Source organism: Arenibacter sp. F20364 (assembly GCF_023015905.1).
In the GTDB taxonomy this organism is placed as follows: domain Bacteria; phylum Bacteroidota; class Bacteroidia; order Flavobacteriales; family Flavobacteriaceae; genus Arenibacter.
Genome location: NZ_JALKBD010000015.1, coordinates 21795 through 45375, shown reverse-complemented (window position 1 = coordinate 45375; position 23581 = coordinate 21795). Strand labels below are relative to the sequence as shown.

At 40.0% G+C, this 23581-nt stretch carries 19 protein-coding genes; 11 read left to right on the top strand and 8 right to left on the bottom strand.

Annotated features, from left to right (window positions below):
* Positions 1 to 112 precede the first annotated feature (112 nt).
* Positions 113 to 2329 (top strand): TonB-dependent receptor, encoded by a 2217-nt coding sequence (locus MWU84_RS13545; protein WP_246902330.1) that lies wholly within the window; start codon positions 113 to 115, stop codon positions 2327 to 2329.
* A 43-nt stretch (positions 2330 to 2372) separates the two neighbouring features.
* The gene (locus MWU84_RS13540; protein ID WP_246902138.1) at positions 2373 to 2732 is read left to right on the top strand and encodes a metal transporter; all 360 of its coding nucleotides are present in this window, start codon (positions 2373 to 2375) and stop codon (positions 2730 to 2732) included.
* Positions 2733 to 2814: 82 nt separating this feature from the next.
* On the opposite strand, the gene groL is transcribed toward MWU84_RS13540, so the two are convergent.
* The 7 genes from groL to miaB all read right to left on the bottom strand — a co-directional run bounded on the left by groL (position 2815) and on the right by miaB (position 9612).
* Positions 2815 to 4443 carry a chaperonin GroEL gene (groL, locus tag MWU84_RS13535; RefSeq protein ID WP_246902136.1) on the bottom strand — a complete coding sequence of 543 codons (1629 nt, stop codon included), beginning with the start codon at positions 4441 to 4443 and terminating at the stop codon, positions 2815 to 2817.
* 102 nt (positions 4444 to 4545) lie between these two features.
* Positions 4546 to 4824 carry a co-chaperone GroES gene (locus MWU84_RS13530; protein WP_246902134.1) on the bottom strand — a complete coding sequence of 93 codons (279 nt, stop codon included), beginning with the start codon at positions 4822 to 4824 and terminating at the stop codon, positions 4546 to 4548.
* 143 nt (positions 4825 to 4967) lie between these two features.
* Positions 4968 to 5336 (bottom strand): preprotein translocase subunit SecG, encoded by a 369-nt coding sequence (gene secG / locus MWU84_RS13525; RefSeq protein WP_246902132.1) that lies wholly within the window; start codon positions 5334 to 5336, stop codon positions 4968 to 4970.
* 3 nt (positions 5337 to 5339) lie between these two features.
* Complete coding sequence (locus MWU84_RS13520) at positions 5340 to 6266, bottom strand: hypothetical protein (protein WP_246902130.1); 927 nt, start codon at positions 6264 to 6266, stop codon at positions 5340 to 5342.
* Positions 6267 to 6269: 3 nt separating this feature from the next.
* Positions 6270 to 6788 carry an LptE family protein gene (locus MWU84_RS13515; protein ID WP_246902127.1) on the bottom strand — a complete coding sequence of 173 codons (519 nt, stop codon included), beginning with the start codon at positions 6786 to 6788 and terminating at the stop codon, positions 6270 to 6272.
* 106 nt (positions 6789 to 6894) lie between these two features.
* On the bottom strand, positions 6895 to 8163 hold the full coding sequence (locus MWU84_RS13510) for a sigma-54 dependent transcriptional regulator (protein ID WP_246902125.1): 1269 nt from the start codon (positions 8161 to 8163) through the stop codon (positions 6895 to 6897).
* Between the two features lie 3 nt (positions 8164 to 8166).
* Positions 8167 to 9612 (bottom strand): tRNA (N6-isopentenyl adenosine(37)-C2)-methylthiotransferase MiaB, encoded by a 1446-nt coding sequence (miaB, locus tag MWU84_RS13505; protein WP_246902327.1) that lies wholly within the window; start codon positions 9610 to 9612, stop codon positions 8167 to 8169.
* A 154-nt stretch (positions 9613 to 9766) separates the two neighbouring features.
* Here miaB and MWU84_RS13500 point away from each other — a divergent pair, with 154 nt between their 5' ends.
* The 8 genes from MWU84_RS13500 to MWU84_RS13465 all read left to right on the top strand — a co-directional run bounded on the left by MWU84_RS13500 (position 9767) and on the right by MWU84_RS13465 (position 21193).
* Positions 9767 to 11014, top strand: coding sequence for a hypothetical protein (locus MWU84_RS13500; protein ID WP_246902123.1), 1248 nt, complete (start codon positions 9767 to 9769; stop codon positions 11012 to 11014).
* Positions 11015 to 11130: 116 nt separating this feature from the next.
* Complete coding sequence (gene topA, locus MWU84_RS13495) at positions 11131 to 13620, top strand: type I DNA topoisomerase (protein WP_246902121.1); 2490 nt, start codon at positions 11131 to 11133, stop codon at positions 13618 to 13620.
* A 1-nt stretch (position 13621) separates the two neighbouring features.
* The gene (locus MWU84_RS13490) at positions 13622 to 14779 is read left to right on the top strand and encodes a formimidoylglutamase (RefSeq protein WP_246902119.1); all 1158 of its coding nucleotides are present in this window, start codon (positions 13622 to 13624) and stop codon (positions 14777 to 14779) included.
* A 116-nt stretch (positions 14780 to 14895) separates the two neighbouring features.
* Positions 14896 to 16251 carry a gliding motility lipoprotein GldK gene (gldK, locus tag MWU84_RS13485; RefSeq protein WP_246902111.1) on the top strand — a complete coding sequence of 452 codons (1356 nt, stop codon included), beginning with the start codon at positions 14896 to 14898 and terminating at the stop codon, positions 16249 to 16251.
* A gap of 85 nt (positions 16252 to 16336) precedes the next feature.
* Complete coding sequence (gene gldL / locus MWU84_RS13480) at positions 16337 to 16987, top strand: gliding motility protein GldL (protein ID WP_246902109.1); 651 nt, start codon at positions 16337 to 16339, stop codon at positions 16985 to 16987.
* A 57-nt stretch (positions 16988 to 17044) separates the two neighbouring features.
* Positions 17045 to 18613: a gliding motility protein GldM gene (gene gldM, locus MWU84_RS13475; protein ID WP_246902107.1), complete on the top strand. Its 1569-nt coding sequence runs from the start codon at positions 17045 to 17047 to the stop codon at positions 18611 to 18613.
* A 106-nt stretch (positions 18614 to 18719) separates the two neighbouring features.
* On the top strand, positions 18720 to 19622 hold the full coding sequence (gene gldN, locus MWU84_RS13470; protein WP_246902105.1) for a gliding motility protein GldN: 903 nt from the start codon (positions 18720 to 18722) through the stop codon (positions 19620 to 19622).
* A gap of 515 nt (positions 19623 to 20137) precedes the next feature.
* Positions 20138 to 21193, top strand: a complete 1056-nt coding sequence (locus MWU84_RS13465; protein ID WP_246902103.1) for an FAD-dependent oxidoreductase — start codon at positions 20138 to 20140, stop codon at positions 21191 to 21193.
* On the opposite strand, the gene MWU84_RS13460 is transcribed toward MWU84_RS13465, so the two are convergent.
* Positions 21183 to 21575: a DUF983 domain-containing protein gene (locus MWU84_RS13460; RefSeq protein ID WP_246902100.1), complete on the bottom strand. Its 393-nt coding sequence runs from the start codon at positions 21573 to 21575 to the stop codon at positions 21183 to 21185. The genes MWU84_RS13465 and MWU84_RS13460 overlap by 11 nt on opposite strands.
* A 65-nt stretch (positions 21576 to 21640) precedes the next feature.
* Between MWU84_RS13460 and MWU84_RS13455 the strand changes: the two genes are divergently transcribed.
* Entirely contained in the window at positions 21641 to 23557 is a 1917-nt protein-coding gene (locus MWU84_RS13455; RefSeq protein WP_246902098.1) for an ABC-F family ATP-binding cassette domain-containing protein, read from the top strand.
* The last annotated feature ends 24 nt before the right edge of the window (positions 23558 to 23581 follow it).

Genomic DNA, 23581 nt, shown 5'->3' with positions numbered 1-23581 from the left:
TGGTAGTAACCTCGATTTTCCATGTTTTGAAATTGGAGAATTTGATGGTTTTTTATGATTTCTATTATCTGCTAATATTATAATATATCAAGTGAAGAATTTTGTTATAAGTATGTTTTTATGGATTCCATTGTTGGCTATTTCCCAGAACAATATTGAGGGTATGGTCATGGAAACCAATCCTGGTAACGAGCACATTGGGCTGGCCGGGGCCAATGTATATTGGTTAAATTCACAAACCGGGACCATGACCAAAGAGGATGGAAGCTTTGTTATTCCATTTAAAAAGGAGTATGATCAACTTGTCATCAGTTATGTGGGATTTGAGTCGGATACGCTGTTCATTGATTCCCCTAAAATGGTACACCACTGGTTAAAACCTGCCAATGAGTTAAATGAAGTGGTGGTCCAAAAAAAGCGTGATGCCGTACAAAAATCGTATTTCAGTCCACAAAACGTGGTCACCATAAATAGTGCCGAATTATTAAAGGCGGCCTGTTGCAACCTCTCAGAAAGTTTTGAGACCAATCCGGCCATTGATGTTAATTTTTCCGATGCCTTGACCGGGACCAAACAAATACAGATGTTGGGACTTACCAGTCCTTATTTATTGATCACCCAAGAGAATATCCCTATGGTAAGGGGTGCTTCACAGGCCTACGGACTAACCTTTACGCCAGGAACTTGGGTAGAGAGTATACAGATAACCAAGGGGGCTGGCAGTGTGGTCAATGGTTACGAGAGTATTTCTGGACAAATTAATACCGAGTTGGTTAAACCCTTAACGGATAAAGCACTATTTGTTAATGGATATGCCAACATGAACGGTAGGTTGGAATTAAATACCCATTTAAACAAGAACTTGACCAACAAATGGAGTACCGGGCTCTATGTCCATGCTAACCGTAGGGATGCCAAGGAAGATGACAATGGGGATGGGTTTTTGGATGCGCCATTGGCCAATCAAATAAATGTATTGAACAGATGGCAGTACCAAAACCCAAATACGGGTTGGGTGAGTTTTATTAATCTTCGGTTTTTGAATGATGAAAAACAGGTAGGACAAACCAATTTTGACCCCGCTACCGATAAATTCACTACCAATTCATGGGGAAGCGAAATAAATACCAGAAGGTTTGATACTTCATGGAAATTGGGCTACGTTTTTCCCGAGCTTCCTTTTCAAAGTTTTGGTTTTCAAACGGCCTATAATATTCATAAGCAGGATTCCTATTTTGGATTTAATGAATACAACATAGATCACGAAAGTGTCTATTCCAACCTACTGTTCAATTCCATAATTGGGGATACCAAGAGTAAATTTAAGACGGGCTTGACCTTTGCTTATGATAGCTATGGGGAAATGGTGAATACAGAGGATTTTTCCAGAGTGGATAAATCCATAGGGGCATTTTTTGAATATAGCTATGACAATTTAAAGGAATGGAGTTTAACCGCTGGCATAAGGTTAGACAATCATAATAATTTGGGGACTTTTATAACGCCCAGATTGCATGTACGATACATGCCTTGGGAAAGGGGTAGCTTCCGGATGTCTTTAGGGCGTGGAAAACGGGCCGCCAACATCTTTGCCGAAAACCAACAGCTATTTGCATCATCACGCCAAATAAACATATTGGGAACGGACGGGAATATTTTTGGATTAGATCCTGAGGATGCCTGGAATTACGGTGCCAGTTTTATACAAGGTTTTAATTTGTTTGGTAGGTCCGGTAACTTAACAATAGATTATTATGTTACCAATTTTAAGAATCAAGTGGTGGTGGATTGGGAGAATCCTACAGAGGTTTCTTTCTACAATTTGGACGGAAAGAGCATCGCCAATAGCTTTCAGGTGGAATTAAACCATAACATTCTTAGAAACCTTGAATTAAGGACGGCTTACAAATTTTATGATGTGGCAACGGATTACCAAAGTGGCAACCTTCAAAAACCGCTTCAGGCGCAACATCGATTTTTTGCCAATTTGGGGTACAACACCGTTCCTAAGACCAATGGGTCCCAATGGCGGATGGATTATACCTTGCATACCTTGGGGAAACAGCGTTTGCCCAACACTGACATTAGCCCGACGCCATATCAGCTGGGGGAATTTTCGCCATCCTACAGTTTAATGAACGCGCAGTTGACCAAGGTGTTCAGTAACATTTTTGAGATCTATGTAGGAGCGGAAAATTTGACTAATTTTACCCAGGATAACCCTGTGATAGCTGCCGATGATCCATTTGGCGCCAATTTTGATACTACAATGGTATATGGGCCCATCATGGGAAGAATGTTCTATACGGGATTTAGGTATAAATTATAAGTGTATTATAAAATCAATGATTTAACATATTAAATATATTACAATGAGAAATTTAATTTTAGGAGCCGTGTTTGCTTTATTGACGGTATCTGGCTATGGCCAGGAGAAAAATAAGAAAATGAGTTTCGAGGTCAATGGAAAATGTGCCATGTGCAAAGAGAGGATAGAGGAAGCAGCTTTAGGGGTGAAAGGGGTTAAATATGCCTTATGGGATATTCCTACCCATCAATTATCGTTGATTGTTGATGAGCGAAAAACAAACTCCATGGCTATAAAATCGGCAATTGTTGGGGTAGGTCACGATACCAAGGAACTGAAGGCTACAGAGGAAGCTTACCAGAGCGTTCATCCTTGTTGTAAGTATCGTGAGGATAATTCCGACGATGGCCAGCATCATGAGTAGGATTACTTGATCAGAGATAATCAATAAAAAACCGCATTTGGAATTCCAAATGCGGTTTTTTTATAGTCGTAAATTTTAAAACTTACATCATTCCTGGCATTCCGCCTCCCATTGGGGGCGCCGCAGGAGCGTCTTCCTTTATATCGGTCAAGGCACACTCCGTAGTCAAGATCATTCCGGCAACAGAGGCAGCATTTTCCAACGCAATTCTTGTTACCTTCTTGGGATCAATGATACCTGCTTTGATCATTTCCACATATTTTTCCGATTTGGCATCATAACCAAAATCGCCTTTGCCTTCCAAGACTTTGGCAACGACTACAGATCCTTCTCCACCAGCATTTTCAACAATGGTTCTCAAAGGTGATTCTATAGCTCTGGCAACGATTTGCACTCCTGTTTCTTCATCGGAATTTTCAGTCTTGATTTTTGAAAGAACAGATTTTGCCCTTACCAAGGCTACACCTCCACCAGCAACGATTCCTTCTTCAACAGCCGCTCTTGTAGCGTGAAGGGCATCATCAACTCTATCCTTTTTCTCCTTCATTTCTACTTCGGAAGCAGCACCAACATAAAGAACGGCAACACCACCGGCCAATTTGGCCAAACGTTCCTGAAGTTTTTCCTTGTCGTAATCAGACGTGGTAGACTCGATTTGTGATTTAATCTGGTTAACCCTTGTCTTGATAGTTTTTGGGTCACCTGAACCGTTTACGATAGTCGTATTGTCCTTGTCAATGGTAATTTTTTCACAGGTACCAAGCATGTCCAAGGTAGCGTTTTCCATAGTAAAGCCTCTTTCTTCAGCTATTACTGTTCCGCCTGTAAGAATAGCGATATCTTCCAACATTGCTTTTCTTCTGTCACCAAAGCCTGGTGCCTTAACGGCAGCAATTTTCAAAGATCCTCTTAATTTGTTTACAACCAAGGTAGCCAAGGCTTCTCCGTCAACATCTTCAGCAATGATCAAAAGAGGTTTTCCCGATTGTGCTACTGGCTCCAATACTGGCAACAAATCCTTCATTGAAGAAATCTTCTTATCATATAATAATATGTAAGGGTTCTCAAGATCTGCTGTCATTTTTTCTGAATCCGTAACGAAGTATGGAGAAAGGTATCCTCTGTCAAACTGCATACCTTCTACAACATCAACGTAAGTATCCGTTCCTTTGGCTTCTTCTACAGTAATAACCCCTTCTTTACCTACTTTCCCAAAAGCTTGGGATATCAGGTCACCAATAGTTTCATCGTTATTGGATGAAATAGCAGCAACTTGTTTGATTTTTTCTGAAGAATCACCTACTTTTTTGGTCTGTTTGGACAAATCTTCTACAATAGCTTCTACTGCTTTGTCTATACCTCTTTTAAGGTCCATAGGATTTGCACCTGCCGCTACGTTCTTCAAGCCTTCTTTTACAATAGCTTGGGCAAGAACAGTTGCCGTAGTGGTACCATCACCTGCCAAATCATTGGTTTTGGAAGCAACTTCCTTTACCATTTGGGCCCCCATATTCTCTAGAGGGTCTGCCAATTCAATTTCTTTGGCTACGGTAACACCATCCTTTGTAATGTTTGGAGCACCAAACGATTTACTGATGATTACGTTTCTACCTTTAGGTCCTAAAGTTACTTTTACCGCGTTTGCCAATGCATCGACACCTCTTTTTAGGCCGTCTCTTGCATCGATATCAAATTTTATATCTTTTGCCATAATTTAATTTCATTTATCATTCCAAAAAAAACGGAATGACATTAGTTATACTTTTAGTTTGTTGTTTGGAATTTTCCCAACCTTTCGGGAAAAAGGGCAATATTATATAATTGCCAATATGTCGCTCTCGCGCATCATAAGGTATTCGGTACCTTCAAGCTTTAGCTCAGTACCGGCATACTTACCGTATAGCACCGTATCTCCAACTTTAACGGTCACTTTTTCATCTTTGGTACCAGGACCAACGGCAACTACCTTGCCTTTTTGTGGTTTTTCCTTTGCGGTATCAGGGATGTAAAGACCAGATGCAGTCTTTGTTTCGGCAGCCATAGGTTCTATTAGAACTCTATCTGCTAATGGTTTAATGCTAAGTTTAGCCATATTATTTAGATTTTATGTTTTTAAGTTTGATTATTGTAGGCAGAAATTATGCCATTGCCTTAAAACTGACACTTTGTTAAAGCAAAAATGCCAGCTTGTCACTTAAGCTGGCATTTTTAATATTTTAGATTTGTTTTCTCTTATTATTGAACACTGTCAGTAGTGTTTGTACCGTTAGTGGCAGGTGCAGAGATTGGAGTTTCGGGCAAAGCATCAGGTGCAGTTGTTTCAATAGGGTCACCGTTAAGCAATTTTGAATCGGAATCACTGAAGCTTCCCTTTAAGGCTACATTGGAAAGCAAAATCAAGACGACCAATATGGTGGCCAATGTCCAGGTGCTCTTGTCCAAAAAGTCCCCTGTTTTCTTTACGCCCCCTACAATTTGGTTGCCGCCACCTCCAAAGGATGAAGATAATCCGCCACCTTTAGGGTTTTGTACCATAATCACAAGCATCAATAGGATGCAAACTAAGATGATCAGTACCAAGAATATTGTAAATGTTGTATTCATTATTTAATTATTTTCTTGTTGTATCTTTTCTACCGCTTTAATTCGGTCTGCAAAGAAACTACTTTTTTCTGGATATTTCAAACTTAAAATTTTGTAGGCCTGAATGGCCTTTTTATACTTCTTTTGTTCCAAATAAACCTTGGCCAAAGTGACTGTCATCAATTCATTTTTATCGAACGTCAAAGAATCTTTTATAGGTACCTTAACCGTATTTTTTGTAGGGACTATTTTGGGGTTGCTTTCAATGAATTTGTCGATAAGCTCAAATTTTTTCAGTTTTAGCTTATCTGCCTTTGGAGTTGATTTTGCTTCCTTGGATATTTCTTTTTTTGTGGTATTGGGTTCAGACGTTGGCTTTTGTAGTTTATCCGAGGTTAATTGAAGCCATTCCCCAAAGGAATATTTTTCTTTTTTGGTAAAATTCAATGGTTTTCCAATTTCCAGTGTCTCTTCAGCTTTTTTTTTATTATCAGAAATAGATTTGTCAATTTTAGGGTCCTTGGAGGAAAAAAGTGAAGGGTCCAAGATGTCGTCCGCATCCTTTGCCGTTCTGGGCAAGGGTTCATCGGCCGATTCTTCGATCAAAGCACTTTCTTTTTTAAATTCCGAAACAATCTCCTCCGAAACGGTGGGTGTGTCCTTTAGGGAAGTAGTTTTTCCTAAAATGGTGTCTGCAATGGTATTTTGCAGAAAATCTTTGGAAGTGATAAAATCAAAAAGTATATCCCTATCCGCTGTATAGGCGGCAGTTAATTTTAGGGCATTGTTATATTTAAAACTGTTTAGGTTTTTAAGGCCTTTTAGATGCATGGCCCGCGCAGCTTGAAAATATGGATACTCGGCCAGAACATCTTCCAGTTGATTGGTCTGCACTGGAGAGACTACCTTGTCCGGGTTCTGAAGTAGATATGTAAAGTCCTGTACGTTCATAAATTACCAATCTGCCAATGATTTATTAAAAATGTCCTGGGTAATACGTTCAAAAATTACCTGATGGGCCTCATCCTTAACGCTTGCCAATTGTGAATTAGCCGGATAGTCGTAAAAAAAGGAAAATCGTTGTTCAAAATCTACATCTTCCTTGGTATTGTTAAAGAACCTGACATTTACCGCAATGCTCAACCTGTTTTGTGCCGCGGTTTGTTGGGAGGTGGCCGACATGGGAGAAATTCGGTACTCCACAATTTCTCCTTCGTACAATAAATCCCCATTGGATTTGACAAGATCCAAGCTGGTCTGGTTTAAAATTAAATCCTGCAGGGCCAAGGTAAAATCCCTATCCATTCCCGGTTCAAAAGTGGATCCCGGGTTTTGGGAAGCGTAGTTTTGAAAATAAGGAACCTGAAAGGTCTTTGCCGTACCTACGTCACCCCCAGTAAAGTTGTATATGCCACAACCAGAAATACTGGCTATAAAAACAAGCATTAAAATAATATTTTTACTCCTGATCATTAATTTTTTTGTATTTGATTGCTCCCTTTATTTTTGCCTACTGCCTACTGCCTACTGCCTACTGCCTACTGCCTACTGCCTACTGCCTACTGCCTACTGCCTACTGTCACAGGTCATACTGTTTTATTTTGCGGTATAGCGTGCGTTCCGAGATGCCCAACTCCGCAGAAGCTGCCTTTCTTTTGCCCTTATTGCGTTCCAAGGATTTTTTTATGAGCTCTATTTCCTTATCCTGTAAAGATAGGGTTTCTTCCTCTTCTATTTCTTCCGCAAAGTGATACTTGTCATCCTGTGGGGTTTTAACTATGGGTTTTTCTATGTAAGGCTCGGGAAGCTGCAATATTTTGCTTGTGCTGTCCTCTTGTTCCGTATATTCTTCCTCCTCATCGCCATAGATTTTTCGGATAAGATTTTCGTTTTCTTCCTGTACTTTCTCACTGTCGTTATGTTTAAGCAACTCCAGTGTTAGCTTCTTTAAATCGTTCAGATCGCCTTTCATATCAAAAAGCACCTTGTACAATATTTCCCTTTCGGTACTAAAGTCGCCCTCTTTTTTTTCTTTGCCCACGATGGCCGGCAGATTGGTATTTCCAGAACTGGGAAGGTAACTGTTTAAGGTGGCAAGGGAAATAAGCCTGCTTTCCTCCAATACGGAAACCTGTTCAGCAATGTTTCTCAACTGTCTAATATTTCCAGGCCATCTGTATTTTATTAGCAATTGAACGGCATCATCATCCAAGCGGATAGTGGGCATTTTGTATTTCTGTCCAAAATCCGAGGCAAATTTCCTGAACAATAGATGTATGTCGTCCTTGCGTTCGCGTAATGGAGGTATGTTTATTTCAACGGTACTTAGCCGATAATAAAGGTCTTCCCGAAATTTTTCCTTTTTAATGGCTTCGAACATATTTATATTGGTGGCCGCCACTATTCTTACGTCCGTTTTTTGCACCTGGGAGGAACCTACTTTTAAAAATTCTCCATTTTCCAAAACTCTCAATAGTCGGACTTGGGTGGTCAAGGGCAGTTCGCCAACTTCATCCAAAAAAATGGTGCCGCCATCGGCTACCTCAAAATACCCACTTCTGGTAGAGGTAGCGCCGGTAAAAGCTCCTTTTTCGTGCCCAAAAAGTTCACTATCTATCGTGCCTTCAGGAATGGCTCCGCAGTTTACGGCAATGTATTTTGCGTGTTTTCTATGTGAAAGGGAATGTATTATCTTTGGAATTGCTTCTTTACCAACACCACTTTCCCCAGTGACCAATACGGAAATATCCGTAGGTGCCACTTGAATGGCTTTTTCAATGGCACGGTTAAGTTTAACATCGTTACCAATAATTTCAAAGCGCTGTTTTATAGATTGAATCGATTCCATTTTCTAATTGTTATTGGATAGCCCAGTAGGTTTTCCTATTAAAGTTCCCGAGGTACAGTCCGTAATTTCAACATTTACAAAATCCCCAACCTTGTAATTTTCCTTAGGGAATACTACCACAAAACTCTGGGAATTTCTACCCATCCAATCCAAGTTCGATTTTTTTGAAGATCCTTCAATCAGAACTTCAACAGTTTTTCCCAGCTGTTGTCTGCTCCTATTATGGCTATGTTCCCTCTGCAGGGCTATGATTTCCGTTAATCTTCTGTTTTTTACTTCTAGGGGTACATCATCTACCATGTTTCTGGCGGCAGCGGTACCCGGTCTTTCCGAATAGGCGTACATATAACCATAATCGTACTGAATCTCTTTCATTAAGGAAAGGGTATCCTGATGATCTTCCTCTGTTTCGCTAGGAAATCCAGTGATCATGTCCTGAGAAACTGTGCAATCTGGAATTATTTCCTTGATATTCCTCACCAGTTCAAGGTACTCCTCGCGAGTATGCAACCTGTTCATTTCCTTTAGGATCCTATTGCTACCGCTTTGAACAGGCAAATGAATATAATTACAGATATTTGGATAGTTTGCTACAATTCTAACTACATCCAAGGTCATGTCCTGCGGATTGGAAGTCGAAAAGCGGATGCGTAATTTTGGTTGCGCCAATGCTACCATCTCCAATAGGTTGGAGAAATTTACGGCCGTTGCCTTTTGCATTTCGGACGCTTTTTCGAATCCCTTTTTTAATCCACCACCATACCAAAGGTAGCTGTCCACATTTTGTCCCAACAGCGTAATTTCCTTAAATCCCTTATCCGCAAGGTCATTGACTTCTTCCAGTATGGACTGTGGATCCCTGCTGCGTTCCCGTCCCCTGGTAAAGGGCACCACGCAAAATGTACACATATTGTCACATCCACGTGTAATGGATACAAAGGCGGTAACGCCGTTGGTATTGATGCGAACGGGGGAAATATCCCCATAGGTTTCTTCTTTGGATAGGATGACGTTTACTGCATTTCTGCCATCATCCACTTCTTGGATAAGATTGGGCAGGTCCTTGTAGGCATCCGGACCTACTACCATATCCACAATTTTTTCCTCTTCCAGCAATTTTGTTTTTAGTCTTTCGGCCATGCACCCAAGAACACCAACCTTCATATGTGGCCTGTGTCGTTTTACGGCATTAAACTTTTCCAGTCTCTTGCGAATGGTAAGCTCGGCCTTTTCCCGAATAGAACAGGTGTTCACCAAGACCAAGTCGGCATCTTCCAATTCCTGGGTGGTGCTAAAGCCTTCATTGGACAGTATAGAGGCAACAATTTCACTGTCTGAAAAATTCATGGCGCAGCCATAGCTTTCTATATAGAGCTTTCTGGAACTATTTTCCTTTTCCGCAATAGTTATGGCAGTTCCTTGAACGGATTCGTCTATGATCTTCTCCATTTTATTATGCATTCATCGTCATCTTTTAGAGGTTGCAAAGATAGTATAATATGGTAAAATATGACATATTGACAGTTAAATATTTCTCAAAAATCAACGCAACGTTATGCGCTTACTTGTATCTTAAAAAGGTGATCCAAATACTTTTACAGATATGAGAAGTACAATTATTTTGTTTTTTACGCTAGCTGCCTTTGGGTTTGTTTCCTGTAACGATGAGGATGATGGTAAATATGAGGAGTATTTGGTAGCCAAACCTTTAAAGATGAGCAAGGCCGAATTTAAAAAGGCCATAGATGTCATAGCTCCTATCCCTTTGGACGAATCCGGTAAGATTTATGTCTATGGGGAATATATATTTATCAATGACAAATATAAAGGGGTTCATGTAGTTGATAATTCCGATCCCAAAGCCCCTGAAAAAATAGCTTTTATTAAAATACCGGGAAATGTAGATATCTCTGTAAAGGGCAATTATCTATATGCCGATAGTGTTACCGATTTGATAGTTTTGGATATATCGGACATCAATAATATTAAAACGGTTAACCGCTTGGAAAATGTTTTGAGGGACAACGTGATTTTTCCATTTGAGGTAGATATTTATGAGTGGCAGGATATAGACTATGAAAATGATATTGTGATAGGATGGGAAACCGTTAGGGAGAGAAGGTTGATTGAAGAAGTGCAGGTAGATTTTTCACGTGAATTTGATGTAATGTTGTCCAATGCCGCCCAGAATTCGGCCCCAACAGGGCAGGGGGGATCCTTGGCGCGCTTTAAGATCGTAAACGAGTACCTGTATGCCGTAGATAGTCATAATATTAATGTATTCAATATTGAAGATCTGGAAAATCCCAAGGATTTGGATGATGTTTATGCCGGTTTCGACATTGAAACTATTTTTAACCGGGGCGATCAATTGTTTTTGGGAAGTATGCGCGGTATGTATATCTATGATATCTCTTCTCCAGCTACGCCTACTTTGATTTCCGAATTTCAGCATGGTACGGCCTGTGACCCGGTAGTGGTTGATGGGGATTATGCCTATGTAACCTTAAGGGGTGGCAATATGTGCGGCGCTACGGAGAGCGGACTCTTCATTGTGGATATTTCGGATATTACCAACCCAGAATTGACAAAGTCATATCCTATGGACGGCCCTTATGGCTTGGGGGTAAAGGATGAAAAGCTGTTTGTGTGCGATGGGGCTTCGGGGCTTAAGGTCTATGATAAGACCGATGTTCAGAATCTGGTTCAACTTAACCATTTTAAGGATATAGACACTTTTGATGTGATTCCCATGGAGGATAAATTGTTGATGATCGGTGAGGAAATCATTTATCAATATGAGTATAAGGAAAATAAAATTAAGCTGATAAGCACATTCAAGCTTAATTAATCGCGGTCAAAATATTTAAAACACCCCTAAAATAGGGGTGTTTTTTTATGGTGACACAAATGAAAATCCATTAAATAAAAAAATTGATATACTTTTGTGTCACCAAAAACTAGTTAATGGCAAAGAATTTAGTAATCGTAGAGTCCCCGGCTAAAGCAAAAACAATTGAAAAATTTTTAGGAAAGGAATATAAGGTAGAGTCCAGTTTTGGTCATATTGCCGATTTGCCTTCCAAAGAATTGGGAGTGGATGTGGACAATAATTTTGCTCCTAAATATATTGTTGACAAGGATAAAAAGGCACTTGTAAAAAAGCTGAAAGATTTAGCGGACAAAGCGGATACCATATGGCTTGCGAGTGATGAAGACCGTGAAGGGGAGGCCATTTCCTGGCATTTGGCGGAAGAATTAAAATTGGACAAGAATAAAACGAAGCGGATAGTTTTTAACTCCATTACCAAATCTGCGATTCAAAGGGCCATTGAAAATCCTAGGGAAATTAATTACAATCTGGTAAACGCCCAACAGGCAAGGCGAGTTTTGGATAGATTGGTGGGTTACGAACTTTCTCCGGTTTTATGGAAAAAAATTAAACCGGGATTATCGGCTGGTAGGGTTCAATCCGTAGCGGTGAGGCTAATCGTAGAAAGGGAACGGGAAATAGAAGCTTTTAAACCAGAAGCTGCTTTTAGGATATCGGCAGAGTTTAAAACCAATGAGGGCAGTATTTTTACGGCCAAGTTGAATAAGACCTATGCCAGCCAGTCAGAAGCGGAGGCTTTCTTAAAGGAAAATATTGGAGCAAATTTTTCGGTTGCCAGTCTGGATAAGAAACCGGCAAAAAAATCGCCTGCAGCACCATTTACGACTTCAACACTGCAGCAGGAAGCTTCTAGAAAATTGTATTTTTCTGTTTCAAGGACCATGCAGGTGGCACAACGCCTGTACGAGGCGGGGTTAATAACCTATATGAGAACGGATAGTGTAAATCTATCCAAGGATGCCATTGATGCTGCCAAGGATGCCATTATAAGTAATTACGGAAAGGAATATAGTAAGGTTAGGAATTTTACTGGAAAATCCAAGGGAGCCCAAGAGGCCCATGAAGCCATTCGCCCTACGGAAATGACCAATCAGTCCCCGTCGTTGGAAAGGGATCAATCCAAATTATACGAGCTTATTTGGAAGCGTACCCTGGCCTCACAAATGAGTGACGCCGAATTGGAGCGTACCAATGTTAAAATAAAAACCAATACCCATAAGGAAGAATTTACGGCCAATGGGGAGGTTATTAAATTTGATGGTTTCCTAAAGGTCTATTTGGAAGGTACCGATGAGGAGGACATCAGTGAAGAACAGGAAGGAATGCTTCCTGCAATGAAGGAGGGCGAAAAGCTTTTAAACAATTATATAACGGCCACTGAGCGTTTTTCAAGGGCACCATATAGGTTTACGGAAGCTTCTTTGGTCAAGAAACTGGAAGAACTTGGAATAGGAAGACCATCTACCTATGCCCCTACAATTTCCACTATTCAGAATAGGGGTTATGTAGAAAAGGGTGCCATCGAGGGAACGGAAAGGAATTATGTGCAGTTGCTTCTGAAATCAGATAAACTTACTGCCAAAAATTTAAAGGAAAATGTTGGTTCCGATAAAGGTAAAATGGTACCAACGGACATAGGAATGATTGTAACCGATTTCTTGGTAGGTCATTTCGAAACAATTTTGGATTATCATTTCACTGCCAAAGTGGAGGAGGATTTTGATGAGATTGCCTCCGGGGATGAGGATTGGCAAAAAGTATTGAAGAATTTTTACGGGGATTTTCACCCCAAGGTCTTGGACGTGGAGGAAAATGCCGATAGGGCAAGTGGCGAACGTGTTTTGGGGACCGATCCCAAGACGGGAAGACAGGTTTCGGTCAGATTGGGCCGTTTTGGGCCTATGGTACAGGTGGGCACCGTAGATGACGAAGAAAAACCGTTGTTTGCCAGTCTCTTGCCGGACCAATCCCTAAATACCATTAGCTACGAAGAAGCTATGGACCTATTTAAATTGCCTAGAAAACTTGGTGTCTATGAAGGGGAAGATGTGGAGGCCAATGTTGGAAGGTTTGGTCCTTATATAAGGTTTGGTAAAAAGTTTGTTTCCCTAGGTAAGGATGAAAATGCCATGGATATAGATATGGATCGCGCCATAGAGCTTATTAAAGAAAAGCAAAAAGCGGATGCCCCCATAGCAATTTATGAGGATAAGGAGGTGACCAAAGGGGTCGGAAGATTTGGCCCATTTATAAAATGGGACGGAATGTTTATCAATGTAAGTAAGAAATACGACTTCGATAGCCTTTCCAAGCAGGATATAGAAGAGATTATAGAGGCCAAAAAACAAAAAGAAATCGATAAATTGGTCCAAGAATGGCCAGAAGAAGGTATTCGTATAGAAAAGGCTAGATGGGGCAGGCATAGCATTATCAAGGGTAAGATCAAGGTGGAAGTTTCCAAGGATGTGGATGCTACCAAGATTTCCCTTAAACAGGCGCAGGAATTAATCGAGAAAAAGACACCTAAGAAAAAAACCAAAGCAAAACCTAAGGCTAAAAAATAATATGGCGTTCGATTTTTTAGTACCCGTTAGCGACAGGGTATTGGCCCACTGCGAATTACTTCCGGCCCAAGCATTGGGGAAACACATATATATGCATACTGCAAGGCATGGGCTTCCGGTGTTGGCTAATGTAAGTGTAGCAATATTGGGGGTCAATGAATCCAGGAACGCTTTTGACAAAAAACCCGAGCGCCTGGATATATCGGAAATTAGACTTCAGTTGTATAATTTAATGATGGGGAATTGGAATTCCTCCATCATAGATTTAGGCGATATTGAGGAGGGGGAGACCGTAGAGGATACCTATTTTGTGGTCAAGGAAATAGTTGCCGGCCTGCTGGAGGAAAAAATCATCCCCATTGTAATAGGTGCAACACAAGATCTGACCTATCCAACCTATAGGGCTTTTGACGGATTAAAAAACATGGTCAATTTGGTGTCTATTGATAGCAGGTTCGACTTTGGAATGGACGAGGAATTAATTTCATCCCATTCCTATATGAGTAAAATAATTTCAGATAAGCCCAACAATCTTTTTAATTTCTCCAATATTGGCTATCAAAGTTATTTTAATTCCCAAGAAGAATTGGACCTTATGGAGCGTCTTTTCTTTGATTCTTACAGGCTTGGGGAATTAATTTCCAATATAACCTTGGCAGAGCCAGTGCTTAGAAATGCCCACCTAGTCAGTTTGGATGCACGTGCCATACGTTCGGCAGACATAGGATATTCCAAGAATTTTTCACCTAACGGATTTACCGGTAGGGAAATTTGTGCCATTGCCAGATATGCCGGTATAAGTGATAATGTATCCGTATTTGGAATATACGAGGCAGAAAATCACAACCAGTCCTTTCAACTTATTGCCCAAATAATATGGTATTTTATAGAGGGCTTAAATTTTAGGATTCAAGAAACTCCCAATAGTAATAGTAACGACTTCACCAAGTATACCGTACCTACAGAAGATGAGTCCCTTATCTTTTATAAAAGTCATCTCAGCGAAAGATGGTGGGTAGAGGTACCTTCAATTTTAACTTCACATACTAAAACAAATTCACCCGCGTTATTACCATGCACTGAGTTGGATTATCTGGATGCATGTAATCAAAATATTCCTGAGCGGTGGTTTAAAGCCTACAAAAAAGGGTTTAATTGAAATAAAAAATTTAGGGTATAAAAACAATATTTATACAATAAATTATTTAAAAATAAGTTTTAGAGAATAATACTTGTGTTTGCATTTATAATCATAATCGAAATTTAACCTAACGTATGAAGAAGCTATTGTTGTCATCTATAGCATTTGTTTTTTTACTCTCAAGTTGTGGGTCCAAAACAAAAGGAGAGCTGGTCGGAGCTCAAGGAAAAAAGTGGTATCCCGAAAAACCCTATGGAATGGAATTGATTCCGAGAGGAGCATTCATCATGGGTAAGAGTGAGGAAGATCAGGCTAAGGTACTAAACGCCCCGACAAAAACTGTAACTGTTCGATCTTTCTACATGGATGATACTGAAATTACGAATAGTGAATATCGTCAATTTGTAGAATGGGTAAAAGATTCCATTGCAAGAACCCGTTTGGCCATTTTGGCCGATGAGTTGGGCCTAGGTCCAGAGGACGGAGGAATTGGGGATTATGCTTTTAGTGATGCAGATACCACAAGATTGTCTGCCTACGATAAGTATATGCTCAACAATTATTCCGGAATGGGCGAAACAGGCTATGAGGGAAGGGCATTGAACAGAAAAGAAAATCTAACATGGGATACATCCAAATATCCGGACGAGTATTATGCCGAGGTAATGGACTCCTTGTATATCTCTCAAGAGGAATCCTATAATGGCCAACGCCATATAGATGTAACCAAATTGAAATATAAATATACCTGGATGGATATAGAGGCAGCTGCCCGTGCCAAAAAAGGAAATAGAAAGAATTTCATTAAAAAGGAAGAATTGGAAATATATCCGGATACCACAGTATGGATAAAGGATTTTTCCTATTCCTATAATGAACCAATGCACAACGATTATTTCTGGCACGATGCCTACAGCGATTATCCTGTTGTGGGTGTTTCTTGGCAACAGGCCCAGGCTTTTTGTAACTGGAGGACCAAGTTTAAGAACGACGATCAAAAAAGTAGGGGCAAGCAATTTGTAAACCGCTTTAGATTACCTACCGAAGCAGAGTGGGAATATGCTGCCAGAGGAGGTATAGAAGGAGGTACTTACCCTTGGGGAGGACCGTATGTAATCAGTGATACCGGGTGTTTTATGGCCAACTTTAAACCACAGCGTGGGGATTATGCAGCCGATCAAGCCTTGTATACGGTAGAGGCTAAAGCTTATGAGCCTAACGATTACAACCTTTACAATATGGCAGGTAACGTTTCCGAATGGACCAATAGTAGCTACGACCCAAATTCATATGAATATGTATCCACTATGAACCCGAATGCGGAATCTACCCAAAATGCTAGAAAAGTTATTAGAGGTGGATCTTGGAAAGATGTTGCTTATTTCCTACAGGTAAGCACCAGGGATTACGAATACCAGGATTCGGCCCGTAGTTATATCGGTTTTAGAACCGTACAGGATTACATGGGAGAGGAAGACTCGACCAATTAAAATATAAAATAAAGAAGACCTTTATATTGAATCAAACGTTAAACCAAATACTTATTATTAACATTACTTAATTAAATTTAAAATTATGGCACAGTCAAAATCAACTAAGAAATTATTTAACATGGCCTACGGCCTTGGAGCATCTATCGTAATTATAGGTGCCTTATTTAAAATTCTACACTGGGAGTTCGGACCACTTACAGGAGGTCTCTTATTAGCAGTAGGACTTATTACAGAAGCATTGATTTTTGCGATTAGTGCATTTGAACCCATCGATGATGAATATGATTGGTCATTGGTGTATCCAGAATTACAGGGAGGAGCATCCTCTGGAAAATCAAATCCCAATGCGGAAATGAAAGAGGCAGAAGCTTCTTTGTCCAAAAAATTGGATGACCTATTGAAAGAAGCTGGAGTTGACGCGGAGTTAATGAGCAGCTTGGGTAGTAGCATCAAAAATTTTGAAGGTGCAGCCAAGGGTATAGCTCCAACAGTAGATGCTATGGAGTCTACTAAAAAGTATTCTGATGAAATGGTACAAGCTGCCGCTCAAATGGAATCTTTGAACAGTCTTTATAAAGTACAATTGGAAAGCGCTAGCAGACAGGCTTCCATCAACGAAGAAGTGGTACAGAATTCAAGTGCCCTTAAGGATCAAATGGAATCCTTGGCAACCAATCTTTCTTCTTTGAACGGAGTTTACGGTGGTATGTTATCTGCAATGAATAGAAACTAATTAGTTAGAATTCAATAACCAAACCCAAATCAATTAATAATTAAAACTAATTAGAAAATGGCAGGAGGAAAACAATCACCACGTCAGAAAATGGTAAACTTAATGTACTTGGTCTTCATTTGTATGTTGGCCTTGAACATGAGTAAGGAAGTACTTGCAGCTTTCGGTCTAATGAACGAAAAGTTGGAGACATCCAATACCAAAACAACACAGAATAACCTTGCCTTCTTGAGCGGCTTGGAAACAAAAGCCGGTGAAAACGAAGAAAAATTCGGTCCGCTTTTGGCAGACGCCAAGAAAATAAAGGCATTGTCTGTGGAGTATTTTGACTATTTGGAGAATCTTAAGAAAGAAATGCTTGTGGGTGTAGAAGACCCTAAGGATTATCAGGTCATGGATAAAACAGATTATCTAGATCAAAAATTCTTTCAAGGAGATAACTTAGGACAGGAAGGAAAGGAATTCATGAAAAGGATCACGGATTATCGTTCCCAGGTTACCGCTGTTTTACCGGAGAGCATGCAAGAAGTAAGAGATGCCGTAAAGGCACGATTTGAAACTGGCGATGCGAATGGTAAAGTAGAGAATAGGGATGGCATCAAAGTAGATTGGTTGGCTTATCATTACGAGGGGTTCCCTTTGATAGCTTCTTTAACCAAACTTACTGCGCTTCAGGCCGATATTAAGTCAACGGAGGAAGATGCCTTGAAAGCTATGTTACAAGGACAGTTGACCAGCGAGGTATCAATGACCAACTATACCACTTTGTTGGAGCAAGAGAAATCTGCTTTTTACGCTGGTGAAAAATTCGCTGGAAATATAGTTTTAGGACGTAAAGATGCCACTACAAAACCTAACGAAGTTAACTTGACCCTTGATGGTAGAAAGTTAAGTGAAGGTACCGATTATGTTATCGAGGATGGTAGGGTAAGGCTAACCGTAAGTGCTGGAAGTGCAGGGGATCATAAGATTGCTGGTAACTTAGTGTTTATGCAGGATGGAGAGCGTACAGAAGTGCCGGTATCCTCTACTTTTGCAACTATTACCAAGCCAAATGCCGCTGTTATTTCAGCCGATAAAATGAATGTTGTTTATCGTGGTGTTTCCAACCCAATAACCATATCCATTCCCGGTATTCCTGATAACAATGTAAGTGCATCCGCTCCAGGACTAAGTAAGCAGAGTGGAAGTAAATACGCCATGAATCCTGGTAAAGGAAGAACAGTATCAATAACTGCTTCAGGTAAATTGCCTGATGGACAAATGATCAAAACTTCTTCAGAATTTAGGATTAAGGATATTCCAAGACCTTCAGGATCCGTAAGAGGGGAATCAGGAAGTGCTAAAATGGGTAAAAACAACCTAGAAATATCTACTATTGGAGCTTTATTGGAAGACTTTGATTTTGATCTTAACCTAGCGGTTAGCGGATTTAAATTTAAGGTTCCAGGACAGCCTACTGTAGATGTAAATGGTAACAAATTGGATGCTAGAGCCAAGTCTGCCTTAAAGAGAGCAAGCCGTGGAGATGCTATTCAGATATTTGATATCGAAGCCTATATTACAAATAACAAAAGCTATAAGCTTAAAAAGGTATCTCCTGTTGTTGTGGAGATCACAAACTAGAAAAATGTTGTGAGGTAGCCATGGCAAACGAAGAAGGTTTACCATGGCTAATTCACCAGTCTGCTGTGAAGCGCGACTGAAGAATAAAAACAATAAATTTAAACAGATGAATTGGAAAAATGTTTTATTAATTGGAGTAGTGGTCCTGTTGCCATTGTCTATTTCCGCCCAGGCAAATATTTTAAATGCCAAATTACCGGAAGAGATAGGGAAGAAGACAGAGGCGCAAATTGCGAAAGATAATGACGCTCCTTTACCCTACGCTTATGTGGACGACAGGGATATCCTCTGGTCCAAAACCGTTTGGGAGGTTATCGACTTGGACGAGCGTGTTAACTTTCCACTTTATTATCCTTTGGATACTATTGACATAGGTCCGGACAGAAGGTCCTTATACGATGTGTTGATCAAGAACATCAAAAACGGAAAATTGGAAGATGTATACGTAGATTCCTATTTTACCGAAAAAAGAAAGTTCAGTGATTTGGCAGCAACTTTGCAAAAAGTGGATACTACGGACTACGGATATGAGCAATACAACGCGGGAGAGCCAATTTCTCCTGAATATATTAATCGCAGGAACCTTTCGGCTGCCGATTTGGAAGAATACCTTATTAAAGGAATCTGGTATTTCGACAAAAGGTTGGGAGAGCTAAAATACCGATTGTTGGGTATAGCACCTGTGGCTCCGGACGTTAACTTTATAGATGATGAGTCTATGGATTTGGCCGAAGCAAAAGTTCCATTGTTCTGGGTATGGTACCCAAGTGCAAGACAAATATTACATGAGGCCAAAGTGTTTAACCAAAGGAATTCCGCACAGCCCATTTCTTTTGATATGTTGTTGAATGCAAGAAGATTCAATGCAACGATCTACAAGGAAGATAACGTGCACGGGGATCGTGAGGTTAAGGACTATATAGCTGATAATGCCCTGTTTCAATTATTGGAATCCAAACGAATTAAAGAGGTTATCCGAGATAGGGAACAAGATATGTGGGCCTACTAGCCTTAATAATATTCCAATTCACATATATAGTTAAGCGCCACATCTTAAGATGTGGCGCTTCTTTTTTTTAGATGATTTCGATTTCATAACGCACAGCACGTTCTTGGTTTTACTCGATAATCCAGATTTAAACCTGCCTATGTCGGTCAGGCAGGCTTGCCCCGAGGTAGTTTACTTTGAATAATTGGTTAATAAAGAAAAGGCGCTATGAGGGAAGAATTCTATATTTCCAAAGCCTCTGAACTGTTCGCTCCAACCATCTGCGCAGTTTTCAGCTTCGCGGACAGTTTATCTTTTTTTTGAGTTTTTTACCCCTTGATCATTAACGCTGCGAAGTTGCGGACTTCGCTCGGCATCTTGAGCCAATCCCGAACTGACATTGCTCTGGGGTTCTTAATTTCGTAATCAACAGTTGTGAAAGATAAGGGAATAAAGAAAAGTTGCTTTTAATGGAAGCCATATGATTAATATTTCAATTTGACCAAGATTTAAAATTCCTTCTCTACTTTTGCAAAATGGTAGATTATCTAATTGTTGGTCTGGGCTTGGCCGGTATTTCCTTCTGTGAGGTATTGGACAGAAATAAAAAATCATTTAAAGTAATCAGTGATGATTCCCAAACCTCTTCCGTGGTTGCAGGTGGACTGTACAATCCTGTTACCCTGAAGCGCTTTACCTTAGCCTGGAATGCCAAAGAACAGTTAGACCTGGCCATTCCCTTCTATTCCCAATTGGAGCAAAAATTAAATGTTCAATTGGATTACAAAATTCCGATCATGCGTCGTTTTGCCAGCATAAACGAACAGAACCTTTGGTTTGAGGCTTCGGACAAACCTAATCTGGGTCATTTTGTGGCGCCAAAAATATATTCTAACGATAATCCCAATCTTGAATCGCCCTATGGTTATGGCGAAGTGTTGTATACGGGTAGGATAGATACTGCCGTTTTATTATCGCACTACAGGCAGTATCTGATGCATAAAAATTTAATGCTAAGGGAAACTTTTGATTTTGAAGTCCTTAAGATGGAAGATGGATTTGTGGAATACCGTGGATCAAAGGCCAAAGGAATAGTTTTTGCAACTGGTTTTGGAATAAAAAAAAATCCATATTTCAATTATCTGCCTCTTAACGGTACAAAAGGGGAATTGTTGACCATTAAGGCACCGGCTTTGAAAGAGGAGAGGGTTATTAAGTCCTCTGTTTTTATAATTCCCATGGGTCAGGATCTTTACAGGGTGGGGGCTACCTATAAATGGAAAGATAAAAGCAATACTCCCACTGAAGAATGTAAACAAGAACTTTTACAAAAGTTAAACACCTTTTTAAAATGTTCCTATGAGGTTGTAGATCATGTAGCGGGAATCAGGCCAACGGTAAGTGATAGGAAGCCACTGGTAGGTAGGCATCCCGAATATGAAAACATGTATTTACTCAATGGTTTGGGTTCCCGTGGGGTCATGATAGCACCAATGGCATCACAGCAATTATATGGTTTTATAGAAAATAAAGAGGCATTGGAACCTGAAATGGACCTGTCCCGTTTTACCAAGAAACATTTTAGGATTTAACCTTAGTAGTAGCCTGTGGGTCATATTTTATAAAGAAATTAATCCATATATTTCGTGAAACCCTAATAATAAACGGCATAAAAACGATCATTGTAACTATAATGGCGATAAAGGTATTTATCAAAGAAGCCTTGAAAAATAAAAAGGCTATCACGAAAGCGGCCACGGCAAATGCCACACCAACACCATAACTAACATACATGGCGCCGTAAAAAAAAGAGGGTTCTATTTTATATTTGGTCCCGCAATGCGAGCAACGCTCGTTCATTTTAAAAAGATTCCCCAAATGATAAGGGTTTTTGTCCTGATACATACTCTCTTCGTGACATTTAGGACAAGTTCCTGTTAAAATGCTGTAGAGTTTGTTTCCTTTTTTTAACATTTGCAAAAAGTTTCAACAAAAATACATTTTTGTAGAATTAATCAGTGTAACATTAGTCACCAAATATGCTTAATATCCATAACCTCTCCGTTTCTTTTGGAGGAGAATACTTGTTTGAAGAAATATCTTTCCGTTTAAATTCCGGGGATCGAGTTGGTCTTATAGGAAAAAACGGGGCGGGTAAATCTACGCTTTTGAAGATTCTGTCCAAGGATATGCCCATAGACTCCGGAACTATAGCTTCGGATAAAGATATTAAGATGGGATTTTTACGGCAGGATATCGATTTTGACCTTGGAAGAACGGTACAGGAAGAGGCCCATCAGGCTTTTGAGGAAATAAAGGCTTTGGAGCAAAGGTTGGACGAGATCAATCATCAACTGGCAGAAAGGACCGATTATGAAAGCGAAGGGTACAATCAATTGATAATAGATTTGAACGATGTAACCCATCACTATGAAATATTGGGGGGTTACAATTATCAGGGAGAAACGGAAAAAGTATTATTGGGCCTAGGCTTTAAGCGTGAGGATTTTGATCGTAAAACGGAAACTTTTTCCGGCGGTTGGCGGATGAGGATAGAATTGGCGAAGCTTTTGTTACAGAGCAATGACGTGCTTTTATTGGATGAGCCAACCAACCACTTGGATATCGAATCTATAATCTGGTTGGAGAATTTTCTAAAAAATTATGCGGGAGGTGTAATGATCGTCTCCCACGATAAAATGTTTTTGGATAATGTTACCAATCGGACCATTGAAATTTCCTTGGGTAGGATATATGATTACAATAAGCCCTATTCCAAATACCTGGTACTGAGGAACGAAATAAAGCAACAGCAGTTAAATGCCCAGAAAAATCAAGAGAAGGAAATACAACAGGCGGAAAGGTTGATTGAAAAGTTCAGGGCCAAATCCACAAAAGCTTCCATGGCTCAGTCCCTGATCAAGAAGCTCGACAAAATGGAACGGATAGAGGTTGATGAGGATGACAACAGTGTAATGAATTTGAGATTTCAAATTTCGCTAACCCCTGGCAAAGTAGTAACGGAGATTGAGGGTTTATCCAAGAGTTATGGGGAGAACCATGTGCTTAAGGGAATAGATCTTTTAATAGAGCGTGACTCCAAGACCGCTTTTGTTGGGCAAAATGGACAGGGAAAATCTACTTTGGCCAAAATAATGGTAGGGGATCTAGACCACGAGGGCCATTTAAAATTGGGACATAATGTGCAGATAGGTTACTTTGCCCAAAATCAGGCAGAATATCTAGATGGCGAAAAGACTATTTTAGATACCATGATAGATGCGGCCAATGAGAAAAACAGGAGTAAGGTAAGGGATATTTTGGGGTCTTTTCTATTTAGGGGAGATGAGGTGGAGAAATATGTAAAAGTACTTTCAGGAGGGGAGCGGAACAGATTGGCCCTTGCTAAAATGCTCCTACAGCCTTTTAATGTGCTTGTGATGGATGAGCCTACGAACCATTTGGACATTAAATCCAAAAACGTCTTAAAACAGGCCCTTCAGAATTTTGATGGAACCCTGATCCTAGTGAGCCACGATCGGGATTTTTTACAGGGACTTACCAACAAAGTGTATGAATTTAAGGATGGGAATATTAAAGAATATCTTGGGGATATCGATTTCTATTTGGAACAAAGAAAAGTAGAGGATTTCCGGGCAATAGAAAAGAAGCAGACGGTAGTCCAAAAAAAGGAAAAGCCCCAGGAGAAGCACATCGATTTTGAAGATCAAAAGAAGATAAAATCCCTAAAAAATAGACTTAGTTCAACGGAAAGTGATATTGCCCAGTTGGAAAAGGAAATAGCAGGTATTGATCATGATCTGCTTATGAATTATGATGCAACAATTGCCAAGGAGAACTTTTTTGACTCTTATCAGAAGAAAAAAAAGAGCCTCGAAAATCTGATGAAAACTTGGGAGAATATAACCTTGGAACTTGAAGAATTTACCTTGTAGGAAAAATAAACTAAAGGGCTATAT